We start from the raw sequence: 26,096 nt of genomic DNA, 5'->3' as shown, positions 1-26,096 counted from the left end.
GAGTGCGGACCTGTTCCGGGTCTCGCTCCCGAAGAGGTGATCCACCATGCCTCGGATCCAGATCTCGGCACCCCGGCCACGGCCGCACCGCCCCCCGCCCCTTGACTTGCGCACGCCGTCGGGGCGCGTCCTGCCGTACTGAGAATGCAGGAAGGGAGACAGGCCCATGAGCGCACAGCGGGTACTGGTCGCCTACGGCAGCAAGCACGGTGCGACCGCCGGCATCGCGGAGGAGATCGGCAGGTCACTGCGCGACGACGGCTTCGAGGTGGTCGTCGCGCCCGCCCAGGACGTGGACGACGTCCGCGGTTACGACGGCGTGGTCCTGGGCGGTTCGCTGTACGCCGGCCGCTGGAACTGAACGCACCCCACAGCACAGCAGTCGGCGCCGCCGTGCGGAGAACGTCCTCCGCACGGCGGCGCCGACTTTCGGTCACACGGTCTTGACCGCTCGCGCTCCGTTCGGCGGGGACGGGCTGGCGAGCGGCGTGGTGGTCTCCGCCGTGCGCGGTGTCTGGACGGTCGCGGTCGCGGCCGCGGTCTCGCGGGCGAGGAAGGCGCCGAGTTCTCCGATGGTGCTCATGAGCGGTGCGGGGAAGACCACGGTGGTGTTCTTGTCGACGCCGATCTCCACGAGGCTCTGCAGGTTGCGCAGTTGCAGGGCGAGGGGATGGGCCATCATGGTGTCGGAGGCGTCGCCGAGTGCGGCGGCGGCCAGCGACTCGCCCTCCGCGTTGATGATCTTGGCCCTCTTCTCCCGTTCGGCCTCGGCCTGGCGGGCCATCGCGCGCTTCATGCTGTCGGGCAGCTGGATGTCCTTCAGTTCGACCAGGGTGACCTCAACGCCCCATTCGGCGGTGGTGACGTCGAGGATCTCGCGGATGTCGAGGTTGATGCGGTCGGTTTCCGAGAGGGTCTCGTCGAGGGTGTGCTGGCCGACGACTTTGCGCAGGGTGGTCTGGGCGATCTGATTGATGGCCGCGCCCACGTTCTCGATGGCGATGACCGACTTCACGGCGTCGACGACGCGGAAGTAGGCGACCGCGGAGACGTCGACGCTCACGTTGTCCCGGGTGATGATGCCCTGGGACTGGATGGGCATGGTGACGATCCGCAGGGACACCCGGTGCAGGACGTCCGCGAACGGCACGATGACCCGCAGGCCCGGCGCACGGGTTCCGATGAGCCGGCCGAAGCGGAACAGCACGCCCTGCTCGTACTGCTTGACGATCTTCAGGGCCATGGTCAGCCCTATCAGGACGACCACGGCCAGGGCGATCAGGGCGAAGATCAGGACTTCCATGAAGGTGCTCCTCACGAAGTGCGGTGGCGGAGCAAGGGGATGACCCGGGTCCGTCTGCAGGGCGCCGCTCGGGTGTGACCGGGTGCGTCGGGCCTGCCTCGCTTCCATGCTCGCGCGGTGCGGATGGGACGGGCAGGGGCCGAACGGTCCACATCCCGCATCAGTGGCGGACGTCTTCGGCACCGCGGTCCGGCGGAGCGGTGCGGGTGCGGGTGTCGTGGGAGTGGGCCGTGAGCCGGTCGATGACCGCCACCACGCCGTCCAACTGTCCGGCGAGCCGGAGCGCGACGGGAATCTGGCTGCTCCTGGGCAGTCGGCCGTCCAAGGTGACGACCCCGTCCACGACACCCACGCTCACGGCATCGGCACCGATGCCCATCGTGTCCGCCAGCACGTCCTCGACCAGCACCCGGCGTATCTCGTGGTCCGGGCGCAGAAACACGCGGAGCAGGTCCCGTCGCGTCACGATGCCGACCAGGCGGTCCTCCTCGTCGATGACCGGCAGCCGCGTCACCCCGCGTCGGGTAATGAGGCGGGCGGCCTCGGTGACGGTCTGTTCGGCGTGGATCGTCACAGCCGGCGCGGTCATCAAGTCTTCGGCGGCGAGGTGGTCTTGGACGAGCAGATCGGTCCGCGAGATGACCCCGAGGACGCGCTCGTCCGCGTCCAGGACCGGCATGCCGCTGATGTCGTGTTCGACGAGCAGCGCGGCCACGTCCGCGGACGGAGTCCTCCCGAGGACCGAGACGACCTCGTCGGTCATCAGGAAGCCGACCTTGGCGTGCTTCATCTGCGGCCCTCCTGTCGGCTTCGGCCAGTGAGCGCATCGTGCGGAGCGCCCTCACCAGCCACCATCCGCCGCGTCCGCCCGCAGAGCGAGGGCCGAACGGGTCCTGTGCCAGGACTGACCGGTCCCCAGCGGTGAGGGGGCGATGAGGCGGTGTGCAACGGGCAAGGGACCTTCGGTCCCTTGCCCGGCCCCTGCGGCCCATTCCTCGCACGGGTCAGGGTGGCAGTGTGAAGACACCCCCGTCGCTGTTCGACAGAGGAGGAAGCCATGGAAGGATCCACCCAGCACCGTCCGGACCTCGGCTCGGTCGTCGTCGGTGTCGACGGATCGGAGACCGCGCTGACAGCGGCGCTCTGGGCCGCCGCCGAGGCAGCCCGACGCAACAGCACCCTTCACATCTTCTACGCGGCAGACACCGCCGACGGGGTCTTCTACCTGTCGGCGGAGATCATCGAACGTGTCCACACAGAGGGCCGTGACCTGTTGGAGCTCACGGCCGCTACGGTCTCGGAGCGGTTCCCGACCCTCCACGTCACCACGGAGTACAGCCGCAGGGACCCCGTCTCCGGTCTGCACCGAGTGGGGGCGAAGTACGGCATGACGGTGGTCGGTCACCGCGGGCTGGGCGGCTTCGAGTCGCTGATGCTGGGTTCGGTCGGTCTGAGGATCGCGGCAGCCGCCACGACCCCCGTCATCGTGGTGCGCGGCGACGACCTCGCCGAGAGCGGCGTGGTGCTGGCTGCGGTTCGCGACGAGTACGACCTCGAATGCGCGCGCCGCGCCGCCCGCGAAGCAGAGCTGCGCAAAGCAACGCTGCACCTGCTGACCGTGTGGAACGTACTCCAGCACGCCGGAACCGCCGTCACCATGCTCGACGACGTCAACGAGTTCGCCGGCCGCCATGTCCGCGGTCTGAAGTCCGTCGCCGACCGCGTAGGCGAGGAGTTTCCCGCGTTGACGGTGAACACCGACGCGGAAAAGAGCGTGTCGGTGGCTTCGGTCCTGGTCGAGGCATCGCGCCATGCGGACCTGCTCGTCATGGGAGGACGGCGATCGCCCGGGTACTTCGGGCCCACCCTGGGACGTACGACGCACAGTCTCCTGCACCACGCGCACTGCCCCGTGGAGCTCGTTCCACGGCACGACGAGGAGCGGGGGAGCGACGCGGCATGACGGACATCGCTCCGAGGGCATCGCCTCCCCAGCCCCGCATGCTGATCGAGACGGCCGCAGGCCGGGCGCAGGAGGACTAGGCTGAAGACCGGGCGGGTAAGCGCAGCCCTTCGACGCCGCCGGAGGTGTCCATGGCCGGGGACGATCGAGACGCGTCGGCGAGCCGGATTCCGCAGCCGAGGCTGGACGCGCTCCAGGCGCAGATCACTGACGCGCGGGACACCCGTGACCGGCTGACGGGCCTGCTGGAGGCGGTCATGTCGCTGGGGCAGGGGCTGGACCTGGCCCAGGTGCTGCGCGGCATCGTGGAGGCCGCAGTGGTCCTCGTGGACGCGGAGTACGGTGCGCTGGGCGTGGTGGGGGACGACGAGAAACTCGCCGAGTTCCTCCCGGTGGGCATCAGCGACCAGCTCCGGGCGCGGATCGGGGCCCTGCCCACCGGACACGGACTGCTGGGCGAGCTGATCAGGCACCCGCGGCCACTGCGTCTGGGAGACCTCTCGGAGCACGCGGCCTCCGCCGGGTTTCCGGAGCACCACCCGCCGATGCGTTCCTTCCTCGGCGTACCGATCCGGGTCCGGGACGAGGTGTTCGGCAACCTCTACCTGACGGAGAAGCGGGGCGGGAAGGGCTTCGACGCGGAGGACGAGGGGGTCTTGTCCACCCTCGCGGTTGCCGCCGGCGTCGCCGTGGACAACGCCCGTCTGTACGAGGAGGTCCGGCTCCGGGAGCGCTGGCTGGCGGCCAGCTCAGATTTCACGAGCGCGCTGCTGTCCGGCTCCTCCGAGATCGAGGTGCTGGAAGGCATGCTGGAGCGGGCCCGGGACATCATCTCGGCCGAGATGTGCGTCTTCTACCAGGTGGGGCCCGGCGGCGAGCTGCGCGGCTCGCTCGCCCTGGGCGAGGGCGCCGAAGCGCACCGCGGGATCGTGCTGCCCGGCAGCGAGGGGATCCTGGCCGCCGTCGTCCTGGCACGGGACGGGCTGGTCACCTTGGGTGATATAGCCACCGACGCCCGGGCCGCGGCGCAGCCGGACACGTGGACGGGCTTCGGGCCGGCCGTGGCGGTCACGGTGGGCACGAGGGCGAAGCTGCGGGGCGTGCTGATGCTGGCACGGCGTACGGGGCGGCCGGCGTTCGCCGCGGCCGAGGTCGCGCCCCTGCCCGGCTTCGCGGGGCAGGCAGCCCTCGCACTGGAGCTGGCCGACCGGCGCCGGGACACCGAGCAGGTGAGCCTGTTGGCGGACCGTGACCGGATCGCCCGGGATCTGCACGATCTCGCGATCCAGCGGCTCTTCGCCACGGGAATGACCTTGCAGAGCGCCCAGCGCTTCGTGGAGCACCCAGAGGCTTCCGAGAGGCTGAGCCGGTCGATCGACGACCTGGACGAGACGATCAAGATCATCCGGTCGACGATCTTCGGACTCCGCGACCACGAAGGGGCGGGCAGCACCCCGAGACTCCGGGTCCGTGCGGTTCGGGCCGTGGGTGAGGCGGCGGCGCTGCTCGGTTTCGCGCCCGCCCTGCGGATGGAGGGGCTGATCGACACCGATGTTCCGGTGCCGGTCGCCGACGACGTGGTAGCCGTGCTCGGAGAGGCCCTGACCAACGTGGCCCGCCATGCGGGAGCGGCGCGGGCGGCGGTCGGGATCGTCCTGGCGGACGGCATGCTGGACGTGACGGTGAGTGACGACGGTGTGGGCGTCACGGACGGTGGCCGTCGGAGCGGTCTGCGCAACCTCGCGGAGCGCGCCGAGGCCCGCGGGGGAGGGCTGTCCGTCTCGCCGGGCCCGGATGGTGGTGGAACCCGTCTGGACTGGCGGATCCCGATCGGACCCACCCGGTGAGTGCGGGCCTCAGCGGCCGGTCTCGTCGTGCTCGCGCACCTCGGCGGCGATGACGGCGGCCTGCACGCGGCGTTCGACGCCCAGCTTGGCGAGCAGCCGCGAGATGTGGTTCTTGACCGTCTTCTCGGACAGGAAGAGCCTTTTTCCGATCTGACGGTTGGTGAGGCCCTCGCCGATCAGTTCGAGTACGGCTCGCTCGCGCTCGGAGAGCACCGTCAGCCGCTTGTCCCCGGGCGGCTTCCCGGCGGTCGGGTCCCGGAGTGAACTCATCAGACGGGCCGTCGTCGCGGGGTCGAGCATCGACTGGCCCGTCGCCACCGTCCGAATGGCGGCGACCAGGTCCGAACCCTTGATCTGCTTCAGTACGTACCCGGCCGCGCCCGCCATGATGGCGTCGAGCAGGGCGTCCTCGTCGTCGAAGGACGTCAGCATGAGGCAGGCGAGATCCGGCATGCGCGAGCGCAGCTCGCGGCAGACGCTGATGCCGTCGCTGTCGGGCAGCCGTACGTCGAGCACCGCGACGTCGGGCCGCAGCGCCGGCCCCCGGGCCAGGGCCTGCGCGGCCGTCGCCGCCTCACCCACCACCTCGATGTCCGGCTCGGAGTCCAGCAGGTCGTGCAGTCCGCGCCGGACGACCTCGTGATCGTCGAGGAGGAACACCCGGATGGGCGCCGGGGCGGCAGCTGGTGCATCGGACATCCACGCCACACCCTCGGGTCGGATACGTCTGGGGACAATTGTCTCAGATACGGCTTCCGCTGCCGTGGGGCGCGTACAGGTCGAGGAGCCGGACCCGGGCGGAGACGAGCCGGTGGGCGAGCACCTGCCCCACCCATTGCCACATGGCGGAGGTGAGTGCGGGGTCGGAGTCCATCAGCGCCCGGACGGCGGCGGCGTCGAACTCGTCGGTGCGAACCGGCGTCATGGCCTCGGCGCCGAAGTGCCAGGTGTAGGGACGGAACAGCCAGGACCAGCCGACGAGCTCGCCCGGACCGGCCGTCTCGACCACCGCGGCCTGCCTGCCGGGTACGTGCACGTCCATGCCGACGCTGCCCGACCGGACGACCCAGAACCGGCCGGCGTGCCCGCCCTGGTTGAACAGTCGCGCGCCGGCGTCGAAGTTCGCCTCGTGGGCCAGGGCCAGCAGACTGACGCAGTGCTCCGGGGAGAGGGCGTGGTCGAAGCGGATGGGGGAGGAGGTGAGCCGGTGGGGGGAAGAGGTGCTCATGGCGGTTCTCCGTTCGGGTCCGCTTCCACCCTCCGCCGCCTTCGGCCCGTCCGGGAAGGGCCGTTCGGTACCTTCCCCGACCCGGGCGGCCCACCCGTACCGCCCCGGGCGGGACGATCAGTAGGGCCAGGACCAGTCGGCGACCTCCGGCAGGTCGGTTCCATGGGCGCGGATCCAGTCGTGGTGGCGGATCCGCTCGTCGCACATGGTCTGGCGCAGGGCCGCCGCGCGACCGGCGAGTCCGGGGACGCGGTCGATGACGTCCATGACGAGCCGGTACCGGTCGAGGTCGTTGCGTACGACCATGTCGAAGGGGGTGGTCGTGGTTCCGGACTCCTTGTAGCCGCGGACGTGCAGCTGGGCGTGGCCGGTCCGGCGGTAGGCGAGCCGGTGGATGAGCCACGGATAGCCGTGGTAGGCGAAGACCACAGGCTTGTCGGTGGTGAAGAGGGCGTTGTACTCGGTGTCGGTCATGCCGTGCGGGTGTTCCTCGTGGGGCATCAGCCGGGCGATGTCGACGACGTTGACGACCCGGACGGCCAGCGAGGGGAGGTGCTCGCGGAGCAGGGCCGCGGCGGCCAGGACCTCCATGGTGGGCACGTCGCCGGCGCAGGCGAGCACGACGTCCGGCTCGCGGGAGCCGTGGTCGGTCCCCGCCCACTCCCAGACTCCGGCGCCGCGCGCCACGTGCGCGCGGGCCTCCCCGATGGGCAGCCAGTCGAAGCAGGGCTGCTTGCCCGCGACGATCACGTTCACCTGGTCACGGCTGCGCAGCGCGTGATCGGCCACCGCGAGGAGGGTGTTGGCGTCCGGCGGCAGGTAGACCCGTACGACTTCGGGGCTCTTGTTGAGTACGTGGTCGACGAATCCGGGGTCCTGGTGGGAGAAGCCGTTGCTGTCCTGGCGCCAGACGTGCGAGGTGAGCAGGTAGTTGAGTGAGGCGACGGGCGCGCGCCAGCTCAGCTCGCGGGCGCTCCCCAGCCATTTGATGTGCTGGCCGACCATGGAGTCGACGATGTGGGCGAAGGCCTCGTACGTGGAGAACAGTCCGTGGCGGCCGGTGAGGAGGTACCCCTCCAGCCAGCCCTGGCACACGTGCTCGGAGAGGATCTCCATGACCCGGCCGTCACGGGACAGGTTCTGGTCGGTGGGTTCCGTCATGTCCTGCCAGGCCTTGCCGGTGACGTCGTACAGGTCGTCGAGGCGGTTGCTCGCCGTCTCGTCCGGCCCCACGACCCGGAAGTCCCGCCGTTCGGCGGTGGCCCTCATGACCTGCGCGAGGTAGCGGCCCAGGACGCGGGTCGGCTCGTGCAGGGTGCTTCCGGGCTTCTCCACGGGGACGGCCCACGCGTCGAGGGCGGGGAGCGGGAGCGAGCGCAGCAGCCTGCCGCCGTTGGCGTACGGGCTCGCGCCCAGGCGGCGAGAGCCCTTCGGTACGCAGGCCAGTACGGAGGAGACGGGGCGGCCCTCGGCGTCGAAGAGATCCTCCGGCCGGTAGGAACGCATCCAGCTCTCCAACTGCCTCAGGTGTTCGGGGTTCTCGCGCACCCCCGCGAGCGGCACCTGGTGCGCGCGCCAGGTGCCCTCGACGGGTTGCCCGTCGACGGCCGCGGGACCCGTCCAGCCCTTGGGGGTCCGCAGGACGATCACCGGCCAGGGCGCACGCCCGGCGCCCGGATCCGTGCCCGCGGCCCGGGCTTCCCGCTGGATGGCGTGGATACGGTCGAGGGCCCGGTCCATGGCTCCGGCCATGGCCGGGTGGACGAGGGCGGGGTCGCTGCCGGAGACGTAGAGGGGCTCGTGCCCGTAGCCGCGCAGCAGTGCGTCGAGCTCCCGCTCCGGTATCCGCGACAGCACGGTCGGGTTGGCGATCTTGTATCCGTTGAGGTGCAGGATCGGCAGGACGGCGCCGTCGTGGACCGGGTCCAGGAACTTGTTCGAGTGCCAGGAGGCGGCCAGCGGCCCCGTCTCCGCCTCGCCGTCGCCGATGACGCAGGCCACCAGCAGGCCGGGATGATCGAAGGCGGCCCCGTACGCGTGGGCGAGCGAGTAGCCGAGCTCACCGCCCTCGTGGACGGAGCCCGGCGTTTCCGGCGCGACGTGACTCGGCACGCCGCCGGGGAAGGAGAACTGGCGGAACAGCCTGCGCATCCCGTCCGCATCCCGGCCGATGTCCGGATAGGTCTCGCTGTACGTGCCCTCCAGCCAGGAATTGGCGAGGACGGCCGCCCCGCCGTGGCCGGGTCCCCAGATGCACAGGGCCTCCAGGGAACGCTCCTTGATCACCCGGTTCAGGTGGGTGTGGACGAGGTTCAGGCCGGGGGCGGTGCCCCAGTGGCCGAGCAGCCGCGGCTTGATGTGCTCCGGCCGCAGCGGCTCGGCGAGCAGCGGGTTGTCCATGAGGTAGATCTGGCCGACGGCCAGGTAGTTCGCGGCACGCCAGTGCGCGTCCAGCTCCGGGATCCGGTACGTGGTGGTCATGAGAGCTCCTTCGAACCGCAGGCCGGGGCATGCGCCGGTTGAGTCGATGCGTGAACCGTGCTCCTACGGGGCCGGAGGCGGGAAGGGCAGGAGCGGCCCCCACATGGGGCCGGTCGGCCCCTTCTGTGCCGTCGGCGGGGGGTGAAGCGTGGGCGGCTGGGCCTCTGCCGGGTCACGTCGCCCCGGCCGACGGCGGGCTCTGGCGGTTCGCCGAGAAGGGTCGATGGTTTCGAGACGATGCGGGACACGGAGCCGTGTCACGGGTGCTCGTCCCGAGGAGGCAGGCAGGTGAACGCAACCGAGGACGAGGCGCGGCACCATCCGGTTGTCGTCGCACACCGCACGAGTCAGGCCGCCGATGTCCAGTCGCGCGTCGCTGACGCGATCACGAAGTTCGCCGGCTCCATGCCGTTCGTCCATCTCCACGCGATCGGCTTCGCCCTCTGGATGCTGTTCGTGGAGGCGAATCCCTGGCCGATGCTGACGCTCGTCGTCTCCCTGGAGGCGATCTTCCTGTCGACGTTCGTGATGATCGGACAGAACCGGCAGGCAGCGTTCCAGCAGGCGAAGGCCGACCACGATTTCGTCGAGCAGGAGCTGGAACTCAAGACCAATACGGAACTGACCCGTGCCATCCACGCGATGACCATGGAACTTCACCGCCGGCTGGTTCCGGAATCGGACAGCGGTGTGCGGGGCGGAATCGAAGCTGCCTCGGACATGACAGGCCTTCCTCCGGCAGGGGAAACCGGCCTCCACCGTCACACCCCGAGGAGAGGGCCGCATGGGCCCGACAGGCCCCGGTAGGGGACCGTCCGGCCCCTGTCCGTGCACCTGTAGCGGGTGCAGCCTGAGGTTGACGCCCAGCGCGTCGCCAAGTTCCTGTACCGGCTACGAACCGCAAGGGTGTGACGATCATGGGAGAGACCACAGCAGACGCGTCCCCGATCAAGGTTCCGGCTGCCCGTGGTGACCTCGGACGACGCGTGAGCGCCCGCCGCGAAGAGCTGGGACTCACGCGTGAGGAACTCGGGGAGCGCTGCGGGGCCGCCGCGTCGTACATCGCCTACGTGGAGGAGCGGGCGGCGGCGCCCAGCATGGGCATGCTCGTGGGTCTCGCGGACGGGCTGGGGACCACAGTTGCCGAGCTGACCGGGAGAACGACCGACAGTCCCCCGGGCATGGGGACCGCGATGCGCGATTCCGAGTCGAGGGTGCTGAGCGAGACCGAGTGCCTCCGCCTGCTCTCCACCCACGGCATCGGCCGGGTCGGGTTCTCCGGCATGGAAGGACTTGCCGTCTTCCCCGTCAACTACGTCGTTGTGGGAGACGAGATCGCGTTCCGCACGGCGGCCGACTCGCGGCTCGCCGAGGCATCCGGGACCGAGGTCGCCTTCGAGGTGGACCACATCGACGACGTGATGCGAGAGGGCTGGAGCGTCATGGCCGTCGGCGAGGTGTCCGGTATCACGGACGGGGCGCGGGTCAGCCACCTGTTCTCGGTCGCCCGCTCGCTGCCCTGGGCCGGCGGACCCCGTACGCACTGGATGTCCATTACCCCCACCAGGATGACCGGCCGTCGTGTGGGATCCGGGTGAGCGCCCCGCACGCCGTCGTGTTCGACACGGACGGGGTACTGCTCGACTCGGCGCGGCTGCACGCCGCGGCCTGGAAGACTGCCTTCGACAGCTGTCTGGATGCCTGGGCCGCGTCCGGGAACGGGCGGCAGCCTCCCTTCGACGCGGACCGTGAATACCGCCAGTGGGTCGACGGCAAGCCCCGGCTGGACGGGGCGAGTTCCTTCCTGGACTCCCGTGGGATCGATCTGCCGACCGGCAGCCCCGACGGCGCACCGGGCGACGACACGGTCTGGGCGGTGGCCGCGCGCAAGGAGGCGGCGTTCGTAAGCACCCTGCGGTCCGGGGCCGTCCATGCCTTCACCGACGTCGCTCCGGCGCTCGCCCGGCTGCGGGCGCACGGCGTGTGCTGTGCCGCCGTATCGGCCTCCCGGCATGCCCGGCCGCTTCTCGGATCAGCCTCGCTTCTGGGCTGCTTCGACGCCGTGGTGGACGGTACGGACGCTGCCGACCTGGGGCTCGCGGGCAAGCCGGACCCCGCTCTGTTCCTCGAAGCGGCCGTACGGCTCGGGATGGACCCCGCCCGCTGCGCGGTGGTGGAAGACGCCCTCGCAGGTGTCGAAGCAGGCCGACGCGGCCACTTCGGCCTCGTCATCGGCCTCGACCGGACGAAGAACCCCGACACGGCACGGGCACTACGGGAACGCGGCGCGGACCTGGTCACCGCAGAACTCCTCACGGTCGCCGACCTCGTCTGCGGGGCACGACCGTGACCGCCTCGTGGACCTGGGAGTACGACCACTACGACCCCCGAACGGAGCGTCTGGTCGAAGCCCTGTGCACACTGGGCAACGGAAGGTTCGCCACGCGCGGCGCGGCCCCCGAGACCCCGGCGGGCCCCGTGCACTATCCCGCCACGTACGCCGCCGGCTGCTCCAACCGGCTCACCTCGCAGGTGGCCGGACAGCAGGTCGACAACGAGGACATGGTCAACCTGCCGAACTGGACGGCGCTGCGGTACCGCTGCATCGCCGACGGCGGACTCCCGGGAGACTGGCTGACCCCCGACGATCCCGGGATGCTGCACTACGAGGTGGTGCTCGACCTGCGCCGAGGGACGCTCACCCGGCACATGCTCTTCCAGGACGGCCGCGGCCGCCGCCTCGGTGTCACGCACGTCCGCGTCGTGCACATGGGAGACCCCTACCTCGCGGCCCAGCGGACCACCTTCCACGCGTACGGATGGAGCGGCCTGATCGAAGTGGAATCAGGGCTGGACGGGGACGTGGCCAACGCGGGAGTGGAACGCTACGGCGGGCTCGACGGCCACCACCTCACGGACCACCGGACGGGCTTCGCGCCGCACGGCGTCGCATGGATCGCCTGCCGCACCACCACTTCCCGCACCGAAATCGGACTCGCCGTCAGGACGGTCACCCGACCTCGCGCACCCATGATGACGAGCCACACCGCAGTCGGGACGGTGCAGACGTATCGACTGCCCGTGGCTCCCAGACGGTCCGCGACGGTGGTGAAGACCGCAGCCCTGTACACCTCCCTCGACAGGCCGGCCGGAGATCTCCTGCCGCGCGCGATCGAACACGCTTCGCGGGCACCCGGATTCCCGGCACTGCTCACGGCCCAGCGCTCGGCCTGGGAACGGCTATGGGAGCAAGGTGAGTTGACCGTGTCGGGGGAGACGGGCCGGATCCTGCGCCTCCACCTCTTCCACGTGCTCCAGACGCTCTCCCCGCACACCGCCGAGCTGGACGTGGGTGTCCCCGCGCGGGGCCTGCACGGTGAGGCCTACCGGGGCCACGTCTTCTGGGACGAACTCTTCGTCCTGCCCTACATCACGCTGCACTTCCCGGAAGTGGCGCGGGCCCTGCTCATGTACCGCCACCGACGGCTGCCGGCCGCCCGCGAGGCTGCCCGGCTGGCAGGGCAGAGCGGAGCGATGTTCCCCTGGCAGAGCGGAAGTTCGGGACAGGAGGAGAGCCAGGCCCTGCACCTCAATCCCCGCTCGGGCCGCTGGCTGCCCGACCACTCGCACCTGCAGCGTCATGTCGGCTCCGCCATAGCCCTGAACGTCTGCCGTTACGGGCGGGCCACGGGGGACACCGGCTTCCTGCACGGCCCCGGCGCGGAACTCCTCCTCGAGATCGCCCGCTTCTGGGCCGGCGCCGCCGTCTACGACACGGAACGGGGGCGCTACCGCATCCGCGGTGTGCTGGGCCCGGACGAGTACCACGACGCCTATCCCGCGGCCGCGGAACCCGGAATCGACGACAACGCCTACACCAACGTGATGGCCGCCTGGGTGATCCACCAGGGGCTCGAACTGCTCGACGAACTGCCCCCCGCTCGACGGACGGAACTGACCGAGAGGCTCGCCCTGGACCGCGGCGCGCTGGAGCACTGGGAAGAGGTGTCCCGCCGCCTGTACGTCCCGTTCCACCGGGGCGTCATCAGCCAGTTCGAGGGATACGGAGACCTGGCCGAGCTGGACTGGGCGGCCTACCGCGCCCGCTACGGCGACGTGCGCCGGCTCGACCGGATCCTGGAAGCCGAAGGGGATACGGTCAACCGCTATCAGGCGTCGAAACAGGCCGATGTGATCATGCTCGGTTACCTCTTCCGGCCCGCCGAGCTGTACGGCCTGTTCGCCCGGCTCGGTTACCGGCTCGACGATGCGGTGTGGCGGGAGACCGTCTCGTACTACCTGCCGCGCACCAGCCACGGATCGACGCTCAGCAGCCTCGTCCACGGGTGGGTGCTGGCCCGCCAGAAGGATCCGGACGCCTGGAAGTACTGCGAGGAGGCACTCCTCGGCGACGTCACGGACATCCAGGGCGGGACCACCGGGGAGGGGATCCACCTGGGCGCCATGGCCGGCACCCTCGACCTCGCGGAGCGGGGAGTCACGGGCCTGGAGACCGGCCCCGAAGGCCTGTACATCGATCCCGTCCCCCTACGGAAGATCGAGCCCGTCTCCTTCACGCTCTGCCACCGGGGGCACCGCGGTGTCCGCGTCCGACTGCTCCACGGCAGGTTCGGCATCACCGTGCCGGAATCCCGCCACGGTCCTCTGGCCCTCATGCTGCCCGGCGAACAGGCCGTCGTGGTGGCGGCCGGAGACGAGCATTGGTTCCGGCTTCCCGTGGACTAGGCGGTTCTGGAGGCGTCCACGAGCTGGATCGCCCGATGTCCACTCCCGCCACGATCGGGCCGTCGGTACCGCCGCCCTCGGCAGCCGTCGCCGGGGCCGAGGGGCCCGCGGTCAGTGGTGAGCGAGTACGGCGACCGGCGCGGCGTGTGGTGGAGCACGGCGTGGGCGATCGGGCCGAGGTGCGTGCCCATGGGGGAGCGGCGGATGCGGCGTCCGATGACGACGAGGTCCGTGCCCGTGGTGGCCTGGACGAGCTCCCGTCCCGCCGATCCGATGAGCGTCCTCTCCTCGAGTCGCACGTCCGGGAACTTCAGCCGCCACGGCACGAGCACGTCGTCGAGCATCTGGGCGACGGTGCGGACGACCTCGCGTGCGACCGAGGGATTGAGGACGGGCTGCCAACCGGGCTGCCGAGAGGCTCTGGGGGGTGCCGTCGACGCCGACGGTCACGTGGTGGTTCATGACGGTGGCCTCCTCAGGCTGCGCGGGGTGTTTCGCGGTCACCAGGTGATGGGTTGCGCTCCGCGCTCCGGCGGGATCAGACGGGAGTCGTCCGTGCGGGCGGTGAGCTCGTCCACCACGGCGACGACACCGTCCAGTCGTGCGGTGAGCCGCAGGGCGAGGGGGACCTGGCTCTGCCGTTCCAGCCGGCCCGCGAGGGTCACGACACCGTCCAGGACGTGGATGTCCACCGCCCCGGTGGGCGCCCCGATGCTGCCGGACAATACGTCCTCGCTCACCTGCCGCCGTATCTCGGCATCGGGGCGAAGGAAGACGCGCAGGAGGTCACGCCGGGTGACGATGCCGACGAGACGTTCTTCCTCGTCGGTGACCGGAAGGCGGTGCAGGCCCAGGCGCGTCATGAGCTGCCCGGCCTCCGAGACGCTCTCCTGAGCGTGGACCGTGACAGCGGGAGCCGACATGATGTCCGCGGCCGTCAGGGCCTTGCGGGCGAGCAGATCGCTCTCGGAGACGACGCCGACCACCCGGTCGTCCTCGTCCACGACGGGCAGTCCGGTGATGTCGTAGTCGGCGAGGAGCTTGGCGATCTCCCTGAACGTCGCCGAACGGTCCACCGAGACGACATCTGCCGTCATCACCTCGCCGACCTGGGTGTGCTTCACGAGCGGGCCTCCAGTACGTCGTCATGCAGGGGAGCTGAGGGTTGGTGTGCAACGCCCGTACAGGGCCACCATCCGCCCGGCCGACGCCCGTATCGAGGGCCGAACGGTCCTGTACGAGGGCCGACCGGGTCCGTCCGCGGAGGCTTGTGCAGGTTCCCGGAGCCGGGGAGGGACCAGTCGGCCCTTGCTCTGGCCCCTATGGCCCTCGCCGGCGACGCTCCCGTGATGCCAGCGTGAGACGGCACAGCACGATGGCCCTCGATCAGGAGAAACCATGGAAGGCATCACTGCCGGTCCGCAACTCGGGACGGTCATCGTCGGCGTCGACGGGTCGGATCCCGCACGCGGGGCAGTCCTGTGGGCCGCGGCCGAAGCCGCACGGCGGGGGAGCACCCTGCACGTCCTCCACGCCGCCGACACGGACAGCAGAGCCGTATACGCATCGGTGGAAACCCTTGAACGGGTCCGCGCAGCGGGCCGCGAACTACTCGATGACACCGCCGCGGCCGTCGCGGAACTCCATCCCGATCTGCACGTCACCACGGAGTTCAGCCGGAACGCACCCGTACCCAGCCTCCACCGGGCCGCCGGCGTCCACGACACGATCGTCGTCGGCAACCGCGGTCTCGGCGGGTTCACCTCGCTGATGCTCGGCTCCGTCGGACTCAAGGCCGCCGCGAGTGCCACCACCCCCTTGGCGGTGGTGCGGGGGACGGACCCGCGTGTCGAGACGGGCAGCGTGCTGGCCGGTGTCCGTGACGAACACGACCTCGACTGCGTCCGGTACGCCGCGTGCGAAGCCGGGCTGCGCAAGTCGTCGCTGAGGCTGCTGCACGTATGGAACTTGCTGGGATCCGTCGGCAACGTCGTGAGCATGCTCGACGACGTCGAGGAGATCAGCGGCCGGCACGCGGAGCGTCTGACGGCAATGGCAGGCCTGATCCGCGAGGAATTCCCGGATCTGACCGTGCACGCCGACCTGGAGAAGAGCTTCTCGGCGGCCGGTGTACTGGCCGAGGCCTCGCAGGACGCGGACCTGCTGGTCGTCGGCGGGAGGCGCTCGCCAGGCTACATCGGCCGGACGCTGGGGCACGTGACCCACAGCCTCCTGCACCACGCGCGCTGTCCCGTTCTGCTCATCCCGCGGCACGGCAACGATCAGGGGAGCGAGTCGTGAGGGAGAACATGACAGGCCGAGAGATCGTCGTCGGCATCGACCCGGTCAGGGACTGGCACATGGCCCTGGCCTGGGCAGCCGACGAGGCGCACCGCCGGGCGCTCGGACTGGGTCTCGCACTGGTGGTGCCACCGCAACACGACACCCAGCACGCCGACGGGAGCACGCACCGCATCGACCTGCGCCGGACCGGATCGGAAACCCTCGAAGCGGCCGCCGTGTGGACGCGCTCGCGTCACCCGGATCTCGAACCGTCCGCCCACCTGCTCGACGGGCTTCCGGCCCCCGTACTCGGCCGGCTTTCCCTGAAGGCCCCCATGCTCGTGCTCGGCTCGCGACACCTCAGCCGCACCGAGGAATTCCTCAGCGCCGGTTCGCTGGTGGTGCCCGTCGTCGCGCAGGCGCACTGTCCGGTCGTGGTCGTCGGTGATGCGGAGCACGTCAGCCAACAGTCGCCGTACATGGTCGTCGCGGTCGACGGCAGCGAATCGTCGAAGGCGGCGCTGGCAGTGGCCTTCGAGGAAGCGAGCGTACGCGGATGCACCCTGCGGGCGATCTCGGTGTGGCACCAACCCCTGCTCTCGTTCCAGGACAAGAACGCCGGTCTTCAGGCGCAGCGCCGCATGCTGTCCGAGACCGTCGCCGGCTGGTCGGAGAAGTACCCGGACGTCGCGCTCACCCACGAAGTGCTCGCAGGCCACCCGGTCGAGGAGCTGGCGAAGGCAGCCGAACACGCCCTGGCCCTGGTGCTGGGCCGCCGCGGTAACGGGGGCTACACGGGCATGCGGCTCGGCTCCGTCGTCCACGGACTGCTGCACCGGGCCCACTGCCCCGTCATCACGGTCCCCGTCGCGCAAGGGACCTGATGTCCGCGCCCGCGGCCAGCCAGGCACCCGCCGCCCCACGGAAGCCCCGCGGACTCACCGAACGGGAGGCCGAGCGCCGCCTCGTCGAGCACGGCCGCAACGAAATCGCCGCCCAGTCGCCGACACCCCTGTACGCGCGGGTGCTGGCACAGCTCCGAGACCCCCTGGTCATGGTCCTGATCGGCGCGGTCCTGCTCACGATCGCCATCGGCGACCACGCCGACTCCATCGTCATCGGTCTGGTGATCCTCTTCAACACCACCGTCGGCGTGACCCAGGAGATCCGCGCCGACAACGCGGTGGCCGCCCTCTCGGCCATGTCGGCCCCGGGAGCACGCGTACTGAGGGAAGGCACACCGCGCGAAGTCCCCGCCACCGCCGTCGTACCCGGTGACGTGCTCCTCCTCGGCGAAGGCGACATCGTCGCCGCCGACGCCGAACTCACCGAAGCATCGGCCCTCCTCGTCGACGAGTCCATGCTCACCGGCGAGTCCGTCGCGGTGGACAAGGAACCGGGTACGACCTTGAGCGCCGGAACCGTCGTCGTTCGGGGGAGGGGCGTGGCCACCGTGGCGGCTACCGGCGCGGCCAGCGCACTCGGCCGGATCGCCGCCCTCCTCGAAGGCGGGCGGGAACCGACCCCGCTGCAGCACCGCCTCGCCTCCCTCGGACGGATCCTGGCCGCCGCCACACTCGGACTCTGCCTGGTCGTCTTCGTACTGGGCCTCCTGCAAGGCCTACCCGTCGGGATCATGGCAGTGACCGCCATCAGCCTCGCGGTCGCCGCGGTACCGGAATCCCTGCCCGCCGTCGTCACCCTCGCCCTCGCCCTCGGCGCCCGCCGCATGGCCACCCGGCACGCGCTCGTACGCCGCCTTCCCGCCGTCGAGACCCTCGGCTCCGTATCGGTCCTCGCCACGGACAAGACCGGCACCCTCACCGAAGGCCGCATGGTGGTCCAGCAGGTCTGGATGCCCCATGCCACGGCCGACTTCTCCGGCGTCGGCTACGAGCCGGAAGGTGACGTCCTGATCGCCGGCCGACGCCCGACGCCGGTGGAGGTGGATCCTCTACGCGAACTGCTGACCGCGGCAGCGCTCTGCAACGACGCCTCGATCCGGCCACCGACGGGACTCACCCCGCCCGACGACCGCTGGACCCCCATGGGCGATCCCACCGAGGCGGCCCTCCTGACGGCCGCGGCCAAAGCGGGCTGTGCCGATCAGGCCGACCTCCACGAGAGCCATCCGCGCGCGGACGAAGCCCCTTTCGACAGCCTGCGCAAACGCATGACCACCCTGCACACCACGCCCGAGGACCGGGTGCTCGTGTGCCTGAAGGGCGCGCCCGAAGCGATCCTCGACCCCGCCGTCCTCGCCGACCCCACGGACCTGCTCCACACAGCGGAACAGCAGGCCGCGCTGCTGGCCGCCCATGGCTTCCGCGTCCTCGCCGTCGCTTCCGGTACGCGGGACGACGTCCCCCACCACCCGGCCGACGCCGAGTCCGGCCTCCACCTGCTCGGCCTGGTCGCCATCAGCGACCCGCCCAAAACGGAGGCCGCGGCCACGATCGCCGCCTGCCGGGCCGCCGGTATCACCCCCATCCTCATCACCGGAGACCACCCCGCCACCGCGCGCGCCGTGGCAACCGAGGTCGGCCTGCTGTCCGCCGACGGCTCGCACGAGAACGTGGTCACGGGTACGGACCTCGCCGCCGGTCGGGTCGCGGACCTCACCACCGTCCGCGTATTCGCGCGTACGACTCCGCAGCAGAAGCTGGACATCGTGGAAGCCTGGCGCTCCCACGGCGCCGTCACCGCGATGACCGGCGACGGCGTGAACGACGGACCCGCCCTGCGCCAGGCCGACATCGGCGTCGCGATGGGCGCACGCGGTACGGAGGTCGCACGGCAGGCCGCCGACCTCGTGCTCACCAACGACGAACTGTCGACCGTCGTCGCGGCGGTCGAGGAAGGCCGTCGCGTCTACGACAACATCCGGCGCTTCCTCGTATACGGCCTGGCCGGCGGAGCGGCCGAGATCCTCGTCATGCTCACCGGCCCCCTCATCGGCCTCCCCCTGCCCCTGCGGGCCGGACAGATCCTCTGGATCAACCTCCTCACCCACGGGCTCACCGGTGTCGCCATGGGCGCCGAACCCGTCTCACCAGGCGCCATGAACAGGCCGCCCCGCCCGCCCGGACAGCACATCCTCGGCGCCGGCGCCTGGCAGCGACTCCTCCTGCTCGCCGTCGTCGTCACCGCCTCCTGCCTCGCGGCCGCCCTCACCGCACGCGCCTGGGACCTGCCCTGGCAGAGCGTGCTCTTCCTCGCCCTGCTCGCCGGCCAGCTCGGAGTGGTACTGGGCCTGCGAGCCCGCCTGCTGACCAAGGAGAACCTCTTCCTCCCCCTGGCGGTCCTCGCCTCGGCACTCCTCGCGGCCGCCGCGCTCTACCTCCCCGCGCTCCGGTCGATCCTGGAGACCGAACCGCTCGATGCGACCGGCATCGGCCTGGCGGCAGCCACAGCCCTGACCGGCTTCGTCGCAGCCCGCGTCGTACGGACGGCGTTCCATGCGCAACCACCGACAACGACGATCTCCCACGGCTGAGGCGAAGCGGCCTCGGCCGGGGGTGCCGGGCCTGGACGGCGTATCCGCCCGGGAGTCGCTAGCCGAAGCGCTGGCGAGCCAGGGGAAGCGGGACTCCCGGGCGGCCCTCGCCGGGCCGGGCAGGCAGAGGGCCGGCCGGTGGCTCCGCAGCACGTCGGTATTGAGGAGCGTGCAGGTCCTCGGGCATCTACGCCTCCCGGATCACCCGCTCGTACAGAGGCGCAAGGCGCCGAGCCAGTCCCGCCGCTTGAAAATTACGTACGACGCCTCTCCCTCGCGCAGGGGCCGGGGGGGGCTGATCAGACGGTGACGATCCGGGCCGCCTTCCGGACGTCCTCGACCAGCCGTGCCTGGAGAAGCGATGCGGCTTCGCCGACCGGACCGTCCCCGCCGGAGAGGACGGCGGCGGTGAACGCGGCCAGCGCATTGCGCACCTGGTCGTCCGGGGGCATCGCCAGCTCGGTCAGCCGGTCCTGCTGCTGGAGCCGGACCACAGGCCTCAGCACCTCCGGCGGGGTGTACGCCCGCTCCACCGAGATCCGACCCTCACGGCCCCACAGCGCGTAGCGCGACCGGTACGAGTGCCGGAAGCCGAAGTCGAGCTGCGCCGCGACGCCGTCGGGGGCGCACAGCAGGGCCGTACCTGCCACGTCCACGCCGGTCGCGGCGTCCACCCGGAGGGTGGCCGCCAGCACTTCCGGCTCGCCGGACAGGTACATCTGCGCCGTCCGCAGTGGGTAGACACCGACGTCCAGCAGCGCGCCGCCGCCGAGCGAGGAGGCGTACCGGAATCCCGTGGGATCCAGCGGCGGTACGCCGAACGAACCGGACAGCACCTCCAGCTCGCCGATGGCACCCGCGTCGATGAGCGACCGGACCCCGGCGTGCTGGGAGTGGTGCAGGAACATGAAGTTCTCGGCGAGGATCCTGCGGTGCCGCCGCGCCAGCTCCATCAGCTCGGCGGCCTCCGCGTGGGTCGTGCACAGGGGCTTCTCGCACAGCACGTGCTTGCCCGCCCGCAGCGCCTCGGCCACCAGCTCGAAGTGGAGCGCAGGCGGGAGGGGGACGTACACCGCGTCGATGTCGTCCCGCTCCAGCAGCGTCCGGTAGCCCTTGACGCCGACGCATCCGAACCGGGCCGCCGCCCGCTCCGCCTTCGCGGCGTCCCGGCTGGCCACCGCGACCAGCTCGGCCGAATCGGCCGCCGCGATGGCCGGGAGCATCCGGCGCAGCGCGATGTCCGCGCAGCCGAGCACGCCCATGCGGACCCGGCGGCCCCCGGCGCCGTCCCGTCCGGTGGGGACAGAAATCACAGCGTCGCCAGGACGTCGTGGAGTGCGCCGATCACCTTGTCCTGCACCGCCGGGTCCAGCGAGGGGTACATGGGCAGAGAGAAGATCTCGTCGGCCACCGACTCGGTGACCGGCAGGGACCCCTTGGCGTATCCGAGGTGGGAGAAGCCCGTCATGGTGTGGACCGGCCACGGGTAGCTGATGTTCAGCAAGATGTCGTAGCTCTTCAGCGCCTCGATGATGGCGTCGCGTCGCGGATGGCGCACGACGTAGACGTAGTAGACGTGGTCGTTGCCCGGCGCGAGCGACGGCAGCACCAGATCGGTGTCGGCGAGTCCCTCGGCGTACCTGCGCGCCACCGCACGCCGGCCCTCGACGTACGCGTCGAGCCTGCGCAGCTTGCGGCGCAGGATCTCCGCGTGCAGCTCGTCCAAGCGGCTGTTGTGCCCCGGCGTCTGGACGACGTAGTAGCGCTCCTCCATGCCGTAGTACCGGAGCCGCCGAAGACCGGCGTCCACCTTCGGGTCCGAGGTGATGACGGCACCACCGTCGCCGTAGGCCCCGAGCACCTTGGTGGGGTAGAAGGAGAACCCCGCCGCGGCCCCCCACGTACCGGCGAGCCGTCCGCCCCGGCGGGAGCCGTGGGCCTGCGCGCAGTCCTCGAAGACCAGCAGGCCGTGCTCGTCCGCCACGGCCTGCAACGCCGTCATGTCGACGCACTGGCCGTACAGGTGCACCGGGAGCAGGCACTTGGTGCGCGGAGTGACGGCTGCGGCCACCTGCTCGATGTCCATGAGGTACGTGTCCGGGTGGACGTCGACGAAGACGGGCGTCGCCCCCACGGAGTCGATGGCCACCACGGTCGGTGCCGCGGTGTTCGAGACGGTGATCACCTCGTCGCCGGGGCCCACGCCGAGCGCCTGGAGCCCGAGCTTGATCGCGTTGGTGCCGTTGTCGACGCCCACCGCGTGCCCGACCCCGTGGTAGGCGGCGAACTCTTCCTCGAAGCCGCGTCCGCTGGCGCCGAGCACGAGCTGTCCGGACCGAAGCACGGTCTCGATCGCGTCGTGGATGTCGTCCCGCTCGTTCTCGTACTCGCGCAGGTAGTCCCATACGTAAGTGGTCATGGCTGAGTCACTTCTCTCCGCTCGTCTCCGGCACGCGCCTGGCTGGGTCCTACTGCCGTACACCGACGAACAGACCGCGGCCGGTCGGGTCGCCGGGGAGGAACTCGACGGTGCATCCCGTGTCGGTGAACGCCGCGAGGTACTCGTCCTTGGTGAAGAGGGTGAGGACGTCGACCTCGGTGAACTCCCTGATGCCGTCGCGGTCGCCGACCAGGAAACGCACCTCCATCCTGGTCGCGCGGCCCTGGAGGGTGGAGTGCGAGATCCGGGCCACGGTACGGCCGTTCTCCCGGCCGAGGTCACCCGCGACGTAGCCCTCGACGTGGTCCTCGGGGAACCACCACGGCTCGATGACGAGCACACCACCGGGGCGCAGGTGCCGGGCCATCGACCGCACCGCGTCCCGCATGTCGGACACGGTGCCCAGGTAGCCGATGGCGCAGAACATGCACACGACCGCGTCGAAGGTGCGGCCGAGGTCGAAGGCGCGCATGTCGCCGGGGTGCACCGTCACCTCCGGCAGCCGCTGATGTGCCAGCTCCCGCATGGGCTCTGCGATCTCCAGGCCCTCGGTGTGCTTGAACAGCCTCCCGAAGGTCTCCAGATGCGCCCCGGTGCCGCACGCCACGTCGAGCAGGGAATCCGCCTCCGGACACCGCGACCGCACCAGTTCCGCGACGGCGGTGGCCTCCGACGGCCAGTCCTTGCCCCGGCTGCGGTAGAAGATCTCGTAGACCTCCGCCAGCTCCTGTCCGTACATCTGCTCTCCTGTCGGTGTCGGTCGAAGGGGGCCCGGTCAGGCCCGGTCAGGCCCGGTCACTCGTCGACCATGGCGACCGCCCTGGTCCAGCCCGCGCCCGCGCCCGCGATCTTCACGGGGAAGCACACGACGGTGAACCCGTACGGCGCGGGCAGGGCGTCGAGGTTCGCCAGGCGCTCGATCTGGCAGTACTCCCGGTCGCGGCCGGCGAAGTGGGCCGGCCACAGCACCGAACGGTCACCCGTGCGCCGGTACCGTTCGATGATGTCGGTGAACGGGGCGTCCAGGCTGAACGCGTCCGTCCCGACCACCCGCACCCCCAGGTCCAGCAGCAGATGCACGGCCGGCCCGTCCAGCCCGGCGAACTCGGTGAAGTACTCCGGGGTGCCCGCCCGCGCCGAAGCACCGGTGTGCAGCAGGACGATGTCCATCGGAGCCGGGGTGCGGCCGATCCGCTCGAACTCCTTCTCCAGCCGCTCCGCGCCGACGACACCGGTCGGCGCGTCGGTGAGGTCGAGCACGATCCCCGGGTTGCAGAACCACTCCAGCGGCATCCGGTCGATGTGCTTCGGCACGCCGTCGCCGTACCCGGCCCGGGAGCCGTAGTGCGACGGCGCGTCGACGTGCGTGCCGGTGTGCGAGGTCAGGGTGATCCGATCGAGCGAGAGGAACTCCCCGTCGGGCAGCTCGTCCGGATCGAACCCGAGCCCGAAGTGCGTCCGCATCTCCGCGCTCATGTGCTCCGCCCCCTGGCGAGGGGTCAGTACCTCGTGCACCACGGGATCCGGCTCGTATGCCGTGGCATCCACCGCCGATGACAGGTCGATCAACCGCACACGGACCTCCTCCGTACCGAACCGCTCGCGCCGACGAGCCAGATCGTGCTCCGCCCGAACGGAGAAGCGCTCAAGCCTCACTCGGCTCCCGCACGTCGCGTTCGAGCCGATGTCGAAGGGCGTCGGGAATCGTTCGCAGGTACCGCCCGTTCGGACCCGAACGGGGCTAGCGTGAGGAGGACGCGGTGGCAGTACCGATGGGAACCTCGTCGTCGGTCGAGTCCCTCTATGCCGAAGTGCAACAGTTCTACGCCCACCACATGCATCTGCTGGACGCCGGGGACGGCGAGGGCTGGGCGCTCACCTTCACCGAGGGCGGATCGTTCGCGCCGCCCTCGCTGCCGGAACCCGTCGTCGGCCGGGTCGCCCTGGCCGCGGGGGTCAACAAGGCCGCCGCCGCGCTGGCCGAGGCCGGCGAGGTGCACAGGCATCTGCTCGGCATGGTGTCGGTCCAGCCGCGCGAGGACGGCGAGCTGAGCGTCCGTTCGTACGCGCAGATCATCGCCACGCCCCAGGGCGGCAGCCCCAGGCTCCATCTGATGTGCGTGTGCGACGACGTGCTGGTGCGGGTGGACGGCGAGCTGAAGGTGCGCGAACGCCGGGTCACACGTGACGACCGGCACCCGTGACACCGGCGCGGGCAAGAGCCACGGCGATCGAGGACAGCGAGGAAGGGTGGACGGTGTGGTGACCTCGCGTGACGCGAGCCGGCCCGGCACGGTGGCCGTGCTGGGCGCGACCGGCAGCATCGGACGACAGGTGAGCGCGGTGTTCTCGCGCGCGGGACACGAGGTGCTGGGTGTGGCCCGGCGGCCCGCGCCGCACACCTCCGACCACCCCTTCGTCCCGCTGGACCTCGCATCGGCGGCTCCTCGGGAGATCGCCGAACTCCTCGCCTCGCGGAAGGTGGAGGTCGTGGTCAACGCCACGGGCGGATGGGCGGTGACCGAGGAGGCGATGCACCACGCCCATGTGCGGCTGGTGGACCGCGTGCTCGCGGGCGTCGCCGCGCTGCCCACGCGCCCGCGCTTCGTCCAGGTCGGCAGCATCCACGAGTACGGTTTCGTACCGCCCGGTACCAGCATCGACGAGTCGGTGGCGCCGGATCCGAGCACCCCGTACGCCCGTACGAAACTGGCCGGCTCGCAGGCCGTGCTGGAGGCGGCCCGCGCCGGGGACGTCGACGGGGTCGTGCTGCGCGCGGTCAATGTGTGCGGGCCCCACCCGTCGGAGGCGAGCTTCCTGGGCACCGTGCTGCACCGGCTGCGCGCCGTGACGCCGGGGGAGCGGCTGGAACTGATGATCGCGGATGCCGCACGCGACTACATCGACGTACGCGACGTCGCCTCGGCGGTCCTGCGGGCCGCCGACGCGGCGGCCCCCGGCACGGTGTTCAACATCGGGCGCGGCCAGGCGCCGACGATGCGCGAGCTGGTGACGACCCTGATCGAGGTCGCCGGATTCCCGCCCGAGACGATCAAGGAGACCGGCGGGCCGGTGGAGAGCAAGGGCGGTGGCTGGACCAAGGCCGACACCCGGCACGCGGAACGGGTGCTGGGCTGGCGGCCGGTCATCGCGCTGCGCGATTCCCTGCGTGACATGTGGGAGGCGGCGGGCTGATGGCCCGGCCGCCCCCACCGCTCGGCGGCGAGCGCATCCTTCCCCACAAGCAGAGAGGTATGTGTGATGAGTGAACTGACGCTGCCGGTGCTGGTCGAGATCTTCCGGGAGTGCGCCGGCGAGGCGGAGGAAGTCGACCTGAACGCCGAGGATGTCGGTGAGGTCGAGCTGAAGGTCCTCGGGTACGACTCCCTCGCCCTGCTGGAGGCGATCAGCCAGGTCGAGCGGAGGTACTCGATCGGCATGCCGGACGCGGAGACCCGGATACGGACGCTGAACGAGTTCCTCGATCAGGCCAACGAGCAGCTGATCCGGAGGTCCTGAACCGTCGCGCGCACCCGTTCGCCGGTCAGCCGGCGGACGGCACGCCGACGAAGAGGCCCCGGCCGGCGGGCTCGACGGGGATGTAGTCGACGCCGAAACCGGCGGCCTTGAACGCAGCCTCGTACTGCTCCCGGGAGAACAGGCCGATCAGGTGCGTCTCATCGAAGTGCCGTACGCCCGACGCACCGTCGGCGACCAGATAGTGCACGTTCATCCGGGACGCGGCCCCCTCCCGTGCGGAGTGGGAGACCCGGGACACGGTCCGTTCCCCGACGGTCGCCGTGCTGCCGGTGACATGACCGTGCCGGTACGTCTCGGGGAACCACCACGGGTCGACGGCCAGCACTCCGCCGGGCGTCAGATGCCGGGCGAACCGGCGCAGCGCGTCGACCAGCGCGGACTCCGTCAACAGATAGCCGATCGAGCCGAACATGCACGTGATGACGTCGTAGGTGCGGCCGAGGTCGAAGTCCCGCATGTCGCCCACGTGTACGGGGACGTGCGGCAGCGCCGCCCGCGCGAACCGGGCCATCGGCTCGGACAGCTCCAGCCCGGCCACCTCGTCGAACAGCTCGTCGAAGCGGCGCAGATGAGCCCCGGTGCCGCAGGCCACGTCGAGCAGGGTGGCGGCATCCGGCTTTCGCTTCCGCACCTGCCGCTCCACCGCGGCCGCCTCCTGGAGATAGTCCTTGCCACGGCTGCAGTGGATCAGCTCGTAGATCTCGGCGAGTTCGGCTCCGTACACGGCGACCTCATTCGTTGCGCACCTGAAGGGGACATGGGTCCGGGA

The 26,096-nt window shown here is 70.8% G+C and carries 25 protein-coding genes; 13 read left to right on the top strand and 12 right to left on the bottom strand.

Translation table 11 applies throughout. The annotated features are described in order from the left end of the window. Window positions 1–166: 166 nt before the first annotated feature. The gene (locus AC3IX6_RS06760) at window positions 167–361 is read left to right on the top strand and encodes a flavodoxin domain-containing protein (RefSeq protein ID WP_489369321.1); all 195 of its coding nucleotides are present in this window, start codon (window positions 167–169) and stop codon (window positions 359–361) included. A 72-nt stretch (window positions 362–433) separates the two neighbouring features. On the opposite strand, the gene AC3IX6_RS06755 is transcribed toward AC3IX6_RS06760, so the two are convergent. Together AC3IX6_RS06755 and AC3IX6_RS06750 are read right to left on the bottom strand one after the other, a co-directional pair. Further along, window positions 434–1,303, bottom strand: a complete 870-nt coding sequence (locus AC3IX6_RS06755) for a slipin family protein (protein WP_489369320.1) — start codon at window positions 1,301–1,303, stop codon at window positions 434–436. A 160-nt stretch (window positions 1,304–1,463) separates the two neighbouring features. Beyond that, window positions 1,464–2,093 (bottom strand): CBS domain-containing protein, encoded by a 630-nt coding sequence (locus AC3IX6_RS06750; RefSeq protein ID WP_489369319.1) that lies wholly within the window; start codon window positions 2,091–2,093, stop codon window positions 1,464–1,466. Window positions 2,094–2,360: 267 nt separating this feature from the next. Here AC3IX6_RS06750 and AC3IX6_RS06745 point away from each other — a divergent pair, with 267 nt between their 5' ends. Next, the gene (locus AC3IX6_RS06745) at window positions 2,361–3,266 is read left to right on the top strand and encodes a universal stress protein (RefSeq protein WP_489369318.1); all 906 of its coding nucleotides are present in this window, start codon (window positions 2,361–2,363) and stop codon (window positions 3,264–3,266) included. Window positions 3,267–3,397: 131 nt separating this feature from the next. Next, window positions 3,398–5,113, top strand: coding sequence for a sensor histidine kinase (locus AC3IX6_RS06740; protein ID WP_489369317.1), 1,716 nt, complete (start codon window positions 3,398–3,400; stop codon window positions 5,111–5,113). Between the two features lie 9 nt (window positions 5,114–5,122). Here AC3IX6_RS06740 and AC3IX6_RS06735 read toward each other — a convergent pair whose 3' ends face one another. The 3 genes from AC3IX6_RS06735 to AC3IX6_RS06725 form a co-directional block, all read right to left on the bottom strand. After that, window positions 5,123–5,812, bottom strand: a complete 690-nt coding sequence (locus tag AC3IX6_RS06735; protein ID WP_489369316.1) for a response regulator — start codon at window positions 5,810–5,812, stop codon at window positions 5,123–5,125. A gap of 43 nt (window positions 5,813–5,855) precedes the next feature. Then, window positions 5,856–6,341 (bottom strand): Crp/Fnr family transcriptional regulator, encoded by a 486-nt coding sequence (locus AC3IX6_RS06730; protein ID WP_489369315.1) that lies wholly within the window; start codon window positions 6,339–6,341, stop codon window positions 5,856–5,858. A gap of 117 nt (window positions 6,342–6,458) precedes the next feature. Next, window positions 6,459–8,822 (bottom strand): phosphoketolase family protein, encoded by a 2,364-nt coding sequence (locus tag AC3IX6_RS06725; protein WP_489369314.1) that lies wholly within the window; start codon window positions 8,820–8,822, stop codon window positions 6,459–6,461. A 288-nt stretch (window positions 8,823–9,110) separates the two neighbouring features. Here AC3IX6_RS06725 and AC3IX6_RS06720 point away from each other — a divergent pair, with 288 nt between their 5' ends. The 4 genes from AC3IX6_RS06720 (at window position 9,111) to AC3IX6_RS06705 (ending at window position 13,568) form a co-directional block, all read left to right on the top strand. Further along, window positions 9,111–9,629 (top strand): DUF1003 domain-containing protein, encoded by a 519-nt coding sequence (locus AC3IX6_RS06720; protein WP_489369313.1) that lies wholly within the window; start codon window positions 9,111–9,113, stop codon window positions 9,627–9,629. Window positions 9,630–9,739: 110 nt separating this feature from the next. Beyond that, a complete protein-coding gene (locus AC3IX6_RS06715) occupies window positions 9,740–10,420 on the top strand; it encodes a helix-turn-helix domain-containing protein (protein ID WP_489369312.1) in 681 nt (226 codons plus the stop codon). Then, entirely contained in the window at window positions 10,417–11,172 is a 756-nt protein-coding gene (locus tag AC3IX6_RS06710) for an HAD family hydrolase (protein WP_489369311.1), read from the top strand. Before AC3IX6_RS06715 ends, AC3IX6_RS06710 begins: the two co-directional genes overlap by 4 nt. Continuing rightward, window positions 11,169–13,568 carry a glycoside hydrolase family 65 protein gene (locus AC3IX6_RS06705; RefSeq protein WP_489369310.1) on the top strand — a complete coding sequence of 800 codons (2,400 nt, stop codon included), beginning with the start codon at window positions 11,169–11,171 and terminating at the stop codon, window positions 13,566–13,568. The genes AC3IX6_RS06710 and AC3IX6_RS06705 overlap by 4 nt, the downstream gene beginning before the upstream one ends. On the opposite strand, the gene AC3IX6_RS06700 is transcribed toward AC3IX6_RS06705, so the two are convergent. Both AC3IX6_RS06700 and AC3IX6_RS06695 read right to left on the bottom strand, forming a co-directional pair. After that, the gene (locus AC3IX6_RS06700; protein ID WP_489369309.1) at window positions 13,565–13,912 is read right to left on the bottom strand and encodes an adenine nucleotide alpha hydrolase family protein; all 348 of its coding nucleotides are present in this window, start codon (window positions 13,910–13,912) and stop codon (window positions 13,565–13,567) included. The two genes, AC3IX6_RS06705 and AC3IX6_RS06700, sit on opposite strands and share 4 nt — an antisense overlap. A 156-nt stretch (window positions 13,913–14,068) precedes the next feature. Beyond that, on the bottom strand, window positions 14,069–14,692 hold the full coding sequence (locus AC3IX6_RS06695; RefSeq protein ID WP_489369308.1) for a CBS domain-containing protein: 624 nt from the start codon (window positions 14,690–14,692) through the stop codon (window positions 14,069–14,071). Between the two features lie 274 nt (window positions 14,693–14,966). Here AC3IX6_RS06695 and AC3IX6_RS06690 point away from each other — a divergent pair, with 274 nt between their 5' ends. The 3 genes from AC3IX6_RS06690 to AC3IX6_RS06680 are packed head-to-tail and all read left to right on the top strand — an operon-like array spanning window position 14,967 to window position 19,347. Next, entirely contained in the window at window positions 14,967–15,869 is a 903-nt protein-coding gene (locus tag AC3IX6_RS06690) for a universal stress protein (protein WP_489369307.1), read from the top strand. A gap of 8 nt (window positions 15,870–15,877) precedes the next feature. After that, window positions 15,878–16,735 carry a universal stress protein gene (locus tag AC3IX6_RS06685; protein WP_489369306.1) on the top strand — a complete coding sequence of 286 codons (858 nt, stop codon included), beginning with the start codon at window positions 15,878–15,880 and terminating at the stop codon, window positions 16,733–16,735. Then, window positions 16,735–19,347, top strand: coding sequence for a cation-translocating P-type ATPase (locus AC3IX6_RS06680; RefSeq protein ID WP_489369305.1), 2,613 nt, complete (start codon window positions 16,735–16,737; stop codon window positions 19,345–19,347). Before AC3IX6_RS06685 ends, AC3IX6_RS06680 begins: the two co-directional genes overlap by 1 nt. 299 nt (window positions 19,348–19,646) lie before the next feature. On the opposite strand, the gene AC3IX6_RS06675 is transcribed toward AC3IX6_RS06680, so the two are convergent. Genes AC3IX6_RS06675 through AC3IX6_RS06660 form a run of 4 tightly spaced genes read right to left on the bottom strand, consistent with a single transcriptional unit; the run spans window position 19,647 to window position 23,362 of the window. Continuing rightward, window positions 19,647–20,609, bottom strand: a complete 963-nt coding sequence (locus AC3IX6_RS06675) for a Gfo/Idh/MocA family protein (protein WP_489371358.1) — start codon at window positions 20,607–20,609, stop codon at window positions 19,647–19,649. A gap of 47 nt (window positions 20,610–20,656) precedes the next feature. Then, complete coding sequence (locus AC3IX6_RS06670; protein ID WP_489369304.1) at window positions 20,657–21,766, bottom strand: DegT/DnrJ/EryC1/StrS family aminotransferase; 1,110 nt, start codon at window positions 21,764–21,766, stop codon at window positions 20,657–20,659. Between the two features lie 49 nt (window positions 21,767–21,815). Next, window positions 21,816–22,526: a class I SAM-dependent methyltransferase gene (locus AC3IX6_RS06665; RefSeq protein WP_489369303.1), complete on the bottom strand. Its 711-nt coding sequence runs from the start codon at window positions 22,524–22,526 to the stop codon at window positions 21,816–21,818. A 56-nt stretch (window positions 22,527–22,582) separates the two neighbouring features. Next, entirely contained in the window at window positions 22,583–23,362 is a 780-nt protein-coding gene (locus AC3IX6_RS06660) for a cyclase family protein (RefSeq protein WP_489369302.1), read from the bottom strand. Between the two features lie 185 nt (window positions 23,363–23,547). Here AC3IX6_RS06660 and AC3IX6_RS06655 point away from each other — a divergent pair, with 185 nt between their 5' ends. The 3 genes from AC3IX6_RS06655 to AC3IX6_RS06645 all read left to right on the top strand — a co-directional run bounded on the left by AC3IX6_RS06655 (window position 23,548) and on the right by AC3IX6_RS06645 (window position 25,306). After that, on the top strand, window positions 23,548–23,991 hold the full coding sequence (locus AC3IX6_RS06655) for a nuclear transport factor 2 family protein (RefSeq protein ID WP_489369301.1): 444 nt from the start codon (window positions 23,548–23,550) through the stop codon (window positions 23,989–23,991). A 55-nt stretch (window positions 23,992–24,046) separates the two neighbouring features. Then, the gene (locus AC3IX6_RS06650) at window positions 24,047–24,982 is read left to right on the top strand and encodes an NAD-dependent epimerase/dehydratase family protein (RefSeq protein WP_489369300.1); all 936 of its coding nucleotides are present in this window, start codon (window positions 24,047–24,049) and stop codon (window positions 24,980–24,982) included. Window positions 24,983–25,048: 66 nt separating this feature from the next. Beyond that, on the top strand, window positions 25,049–25,306 hold the full coding sequence (locus AC3IX6_RS06645) for a phosphopantetheine-binding protein (protein WP_489369299.1): 258 nt from the start codon (window positions 25,049–25,051) through the stop codon (window positions 25,304–25,306). Window positions 25,307–25,331: 25 nt separating this feature from the next. Here AC3IX6_RS06645 and AC3IX6_RS06640 read toward each other — a convergent pair whose 3' ends face one another. Continuing rightward, the gene (locus AC3IX6_RS06640) at window positions 25,332–26,051 is read right to left on the bottom strand and encodes a class I SAM-dependent methyltransferase (RefSeq protein ID WP_489369298.1); all 720 of its coding nucleotides are present in this window, start codon (window positions 26,049–26,051) and stop codon (window positions 25,332–25,334) included. Between the last annotated feature and the right edge of the window lie 45 nt (window positions 26,052–26,096).

It is taken from the genome of Streptomyces sp. GL_141 (genome assembly GCF_057834385.1).
This window is presented reverse-complemented; position numbering and strand designations above follow the sequence as displayed.

What these genes read in the sequence shown, in the direction of transcription:
- AC3IX6_RS06735 (WP_489369316.1), bottom strand. Translation starts at nt 5,812, where the DNA reads ATGTCCGATGCACCAGCTGCCGCCCCGGCGCCCATCCGGGTGTTCCTC.
- AC3IX6_RS06715 (WP_489369312.1), top strand. Translation starts at nt 9,740, where the DNA reads ATGGGAGAGACCACAGCAGACGCGTCCCCGATCAAGGTTCCGGCTGCC.
- AC3IX6_RS06760 (WP_489369321.1), top strand. Translation starts at nt 167, where the DNA reads ATGAGCGCACAGCGGGTACTGGTCGCCTACGGCAGCAAGCACGGTGCG.
- AC3IX6_RS06645 (WP_489369299.1), top strand. Translation starts at nt 25,049, where the DNA reads ATGAGTGAACTGACGCTGCCGGTGCTGGTCGAGATCTTCCGGGAGTGC.
- AC3IX6_RS06725 (WP_489369314.1), bottom strand. Translation starts at nt 8,822, where the DNA reads ATGACCACCACGTACCGGATCCCGGAGCTGGACGCGCACTGGCGTGCC.
- AC3IX6_RS06690 (WP_489369307.1), top strand. Translation starts at nt 14,967, where the DNA reads ATGGAAGGCATCACTGCCGGTCCGCAACTCGGGACGGTCATCGTCGGC.
- AC3IX6_RS06700 (WP_489369309.1), bottom strand. Translation starts at nt 13,912, where the DNA reads ATGCTCGACGACGTGCTCGTGCCGTGGCGGCTGAAGTTCCCGGACGTG.
- AC3IX6_RS06665 (WP_489369303.1), bottom strand. Translation starts at nt 22,526, where the DNA reads ATGTACGGACAGGAGCTGGCGGAGGTCTACGAGATCTTCTACCGCAGC.
- AC3IX6_RS06755 (WP_489369320.1), bottom strand. Translation starts at nt 1,303, where the DNA reads ATGGAAGTCCTGATCTTCGCCCTGATCGCCCTGGCCGTGGTCGTCCTG.
- AC3IX6_RS06670 (WP_489369304.1), bottom strand. Translation starts at nt 21,766, where the DNA reads ATGACCACTTACGTATGGGACTACCTGCGCGAGTACGAGAACGAGCGG.
- AC3IX6_RS06680 (WP_489369305.1), top strand. Translation starts at nt 16,735, where the DNA reads ATGTCCGCGCCCGCGGCCAGCCAGGCACCCGCCGCCCCACGGAAGCCC.
- AC3IX6_RS06745 (WP_489369318.1), top strand. Translation starts at nt 2,361, where the DNA reads ATGGAAGGATCCACCCAGCACCGTCCGGACCTCGGCTCGGTCGTCGTC.
- AC3IX6_RS06730 (WP_489369315.1), bottom strand. Translation starts at nt 6,341, where the DNA reads ATGAGCACCTCTTCCCCCCACCGGCTCACCTCCTCCCCCATCCGCTTC.
- AC3IX6_RS06685 (WP_489369306.1), top strand. Translation starts at nt 15,878, where the DNA reads ATGACAGGCCGAGAGATCGTCGTCGGCATCGACCCGGTCAGGGACTGG.
- AC3IX6_RS06740 (WP_489369317.1), top strand. Translation starts at nt 3,398, where the DNA reads ATGGCCGGGGACGATCGAGACGCGTCGGCGAGCCGGATTCCGCAGCCG.
- AC3IX6_RS06675 (WP_489371358.1), bottom strand. Translation starts at nt 20,609, where the DNA reads ATGGGCGTGCTCGGCTGCGCGGACATCGCGCTGCGCCGGATGCTCCCG.
- AC3IX6_RS06750 (WP_489369319.1), bottom strand. Translation starts at nt 2,093, where the DNA reads ATGAAGCACGCCAAGGTCGGCTTCCTGATGACCGACGAGGTCGTCTCG.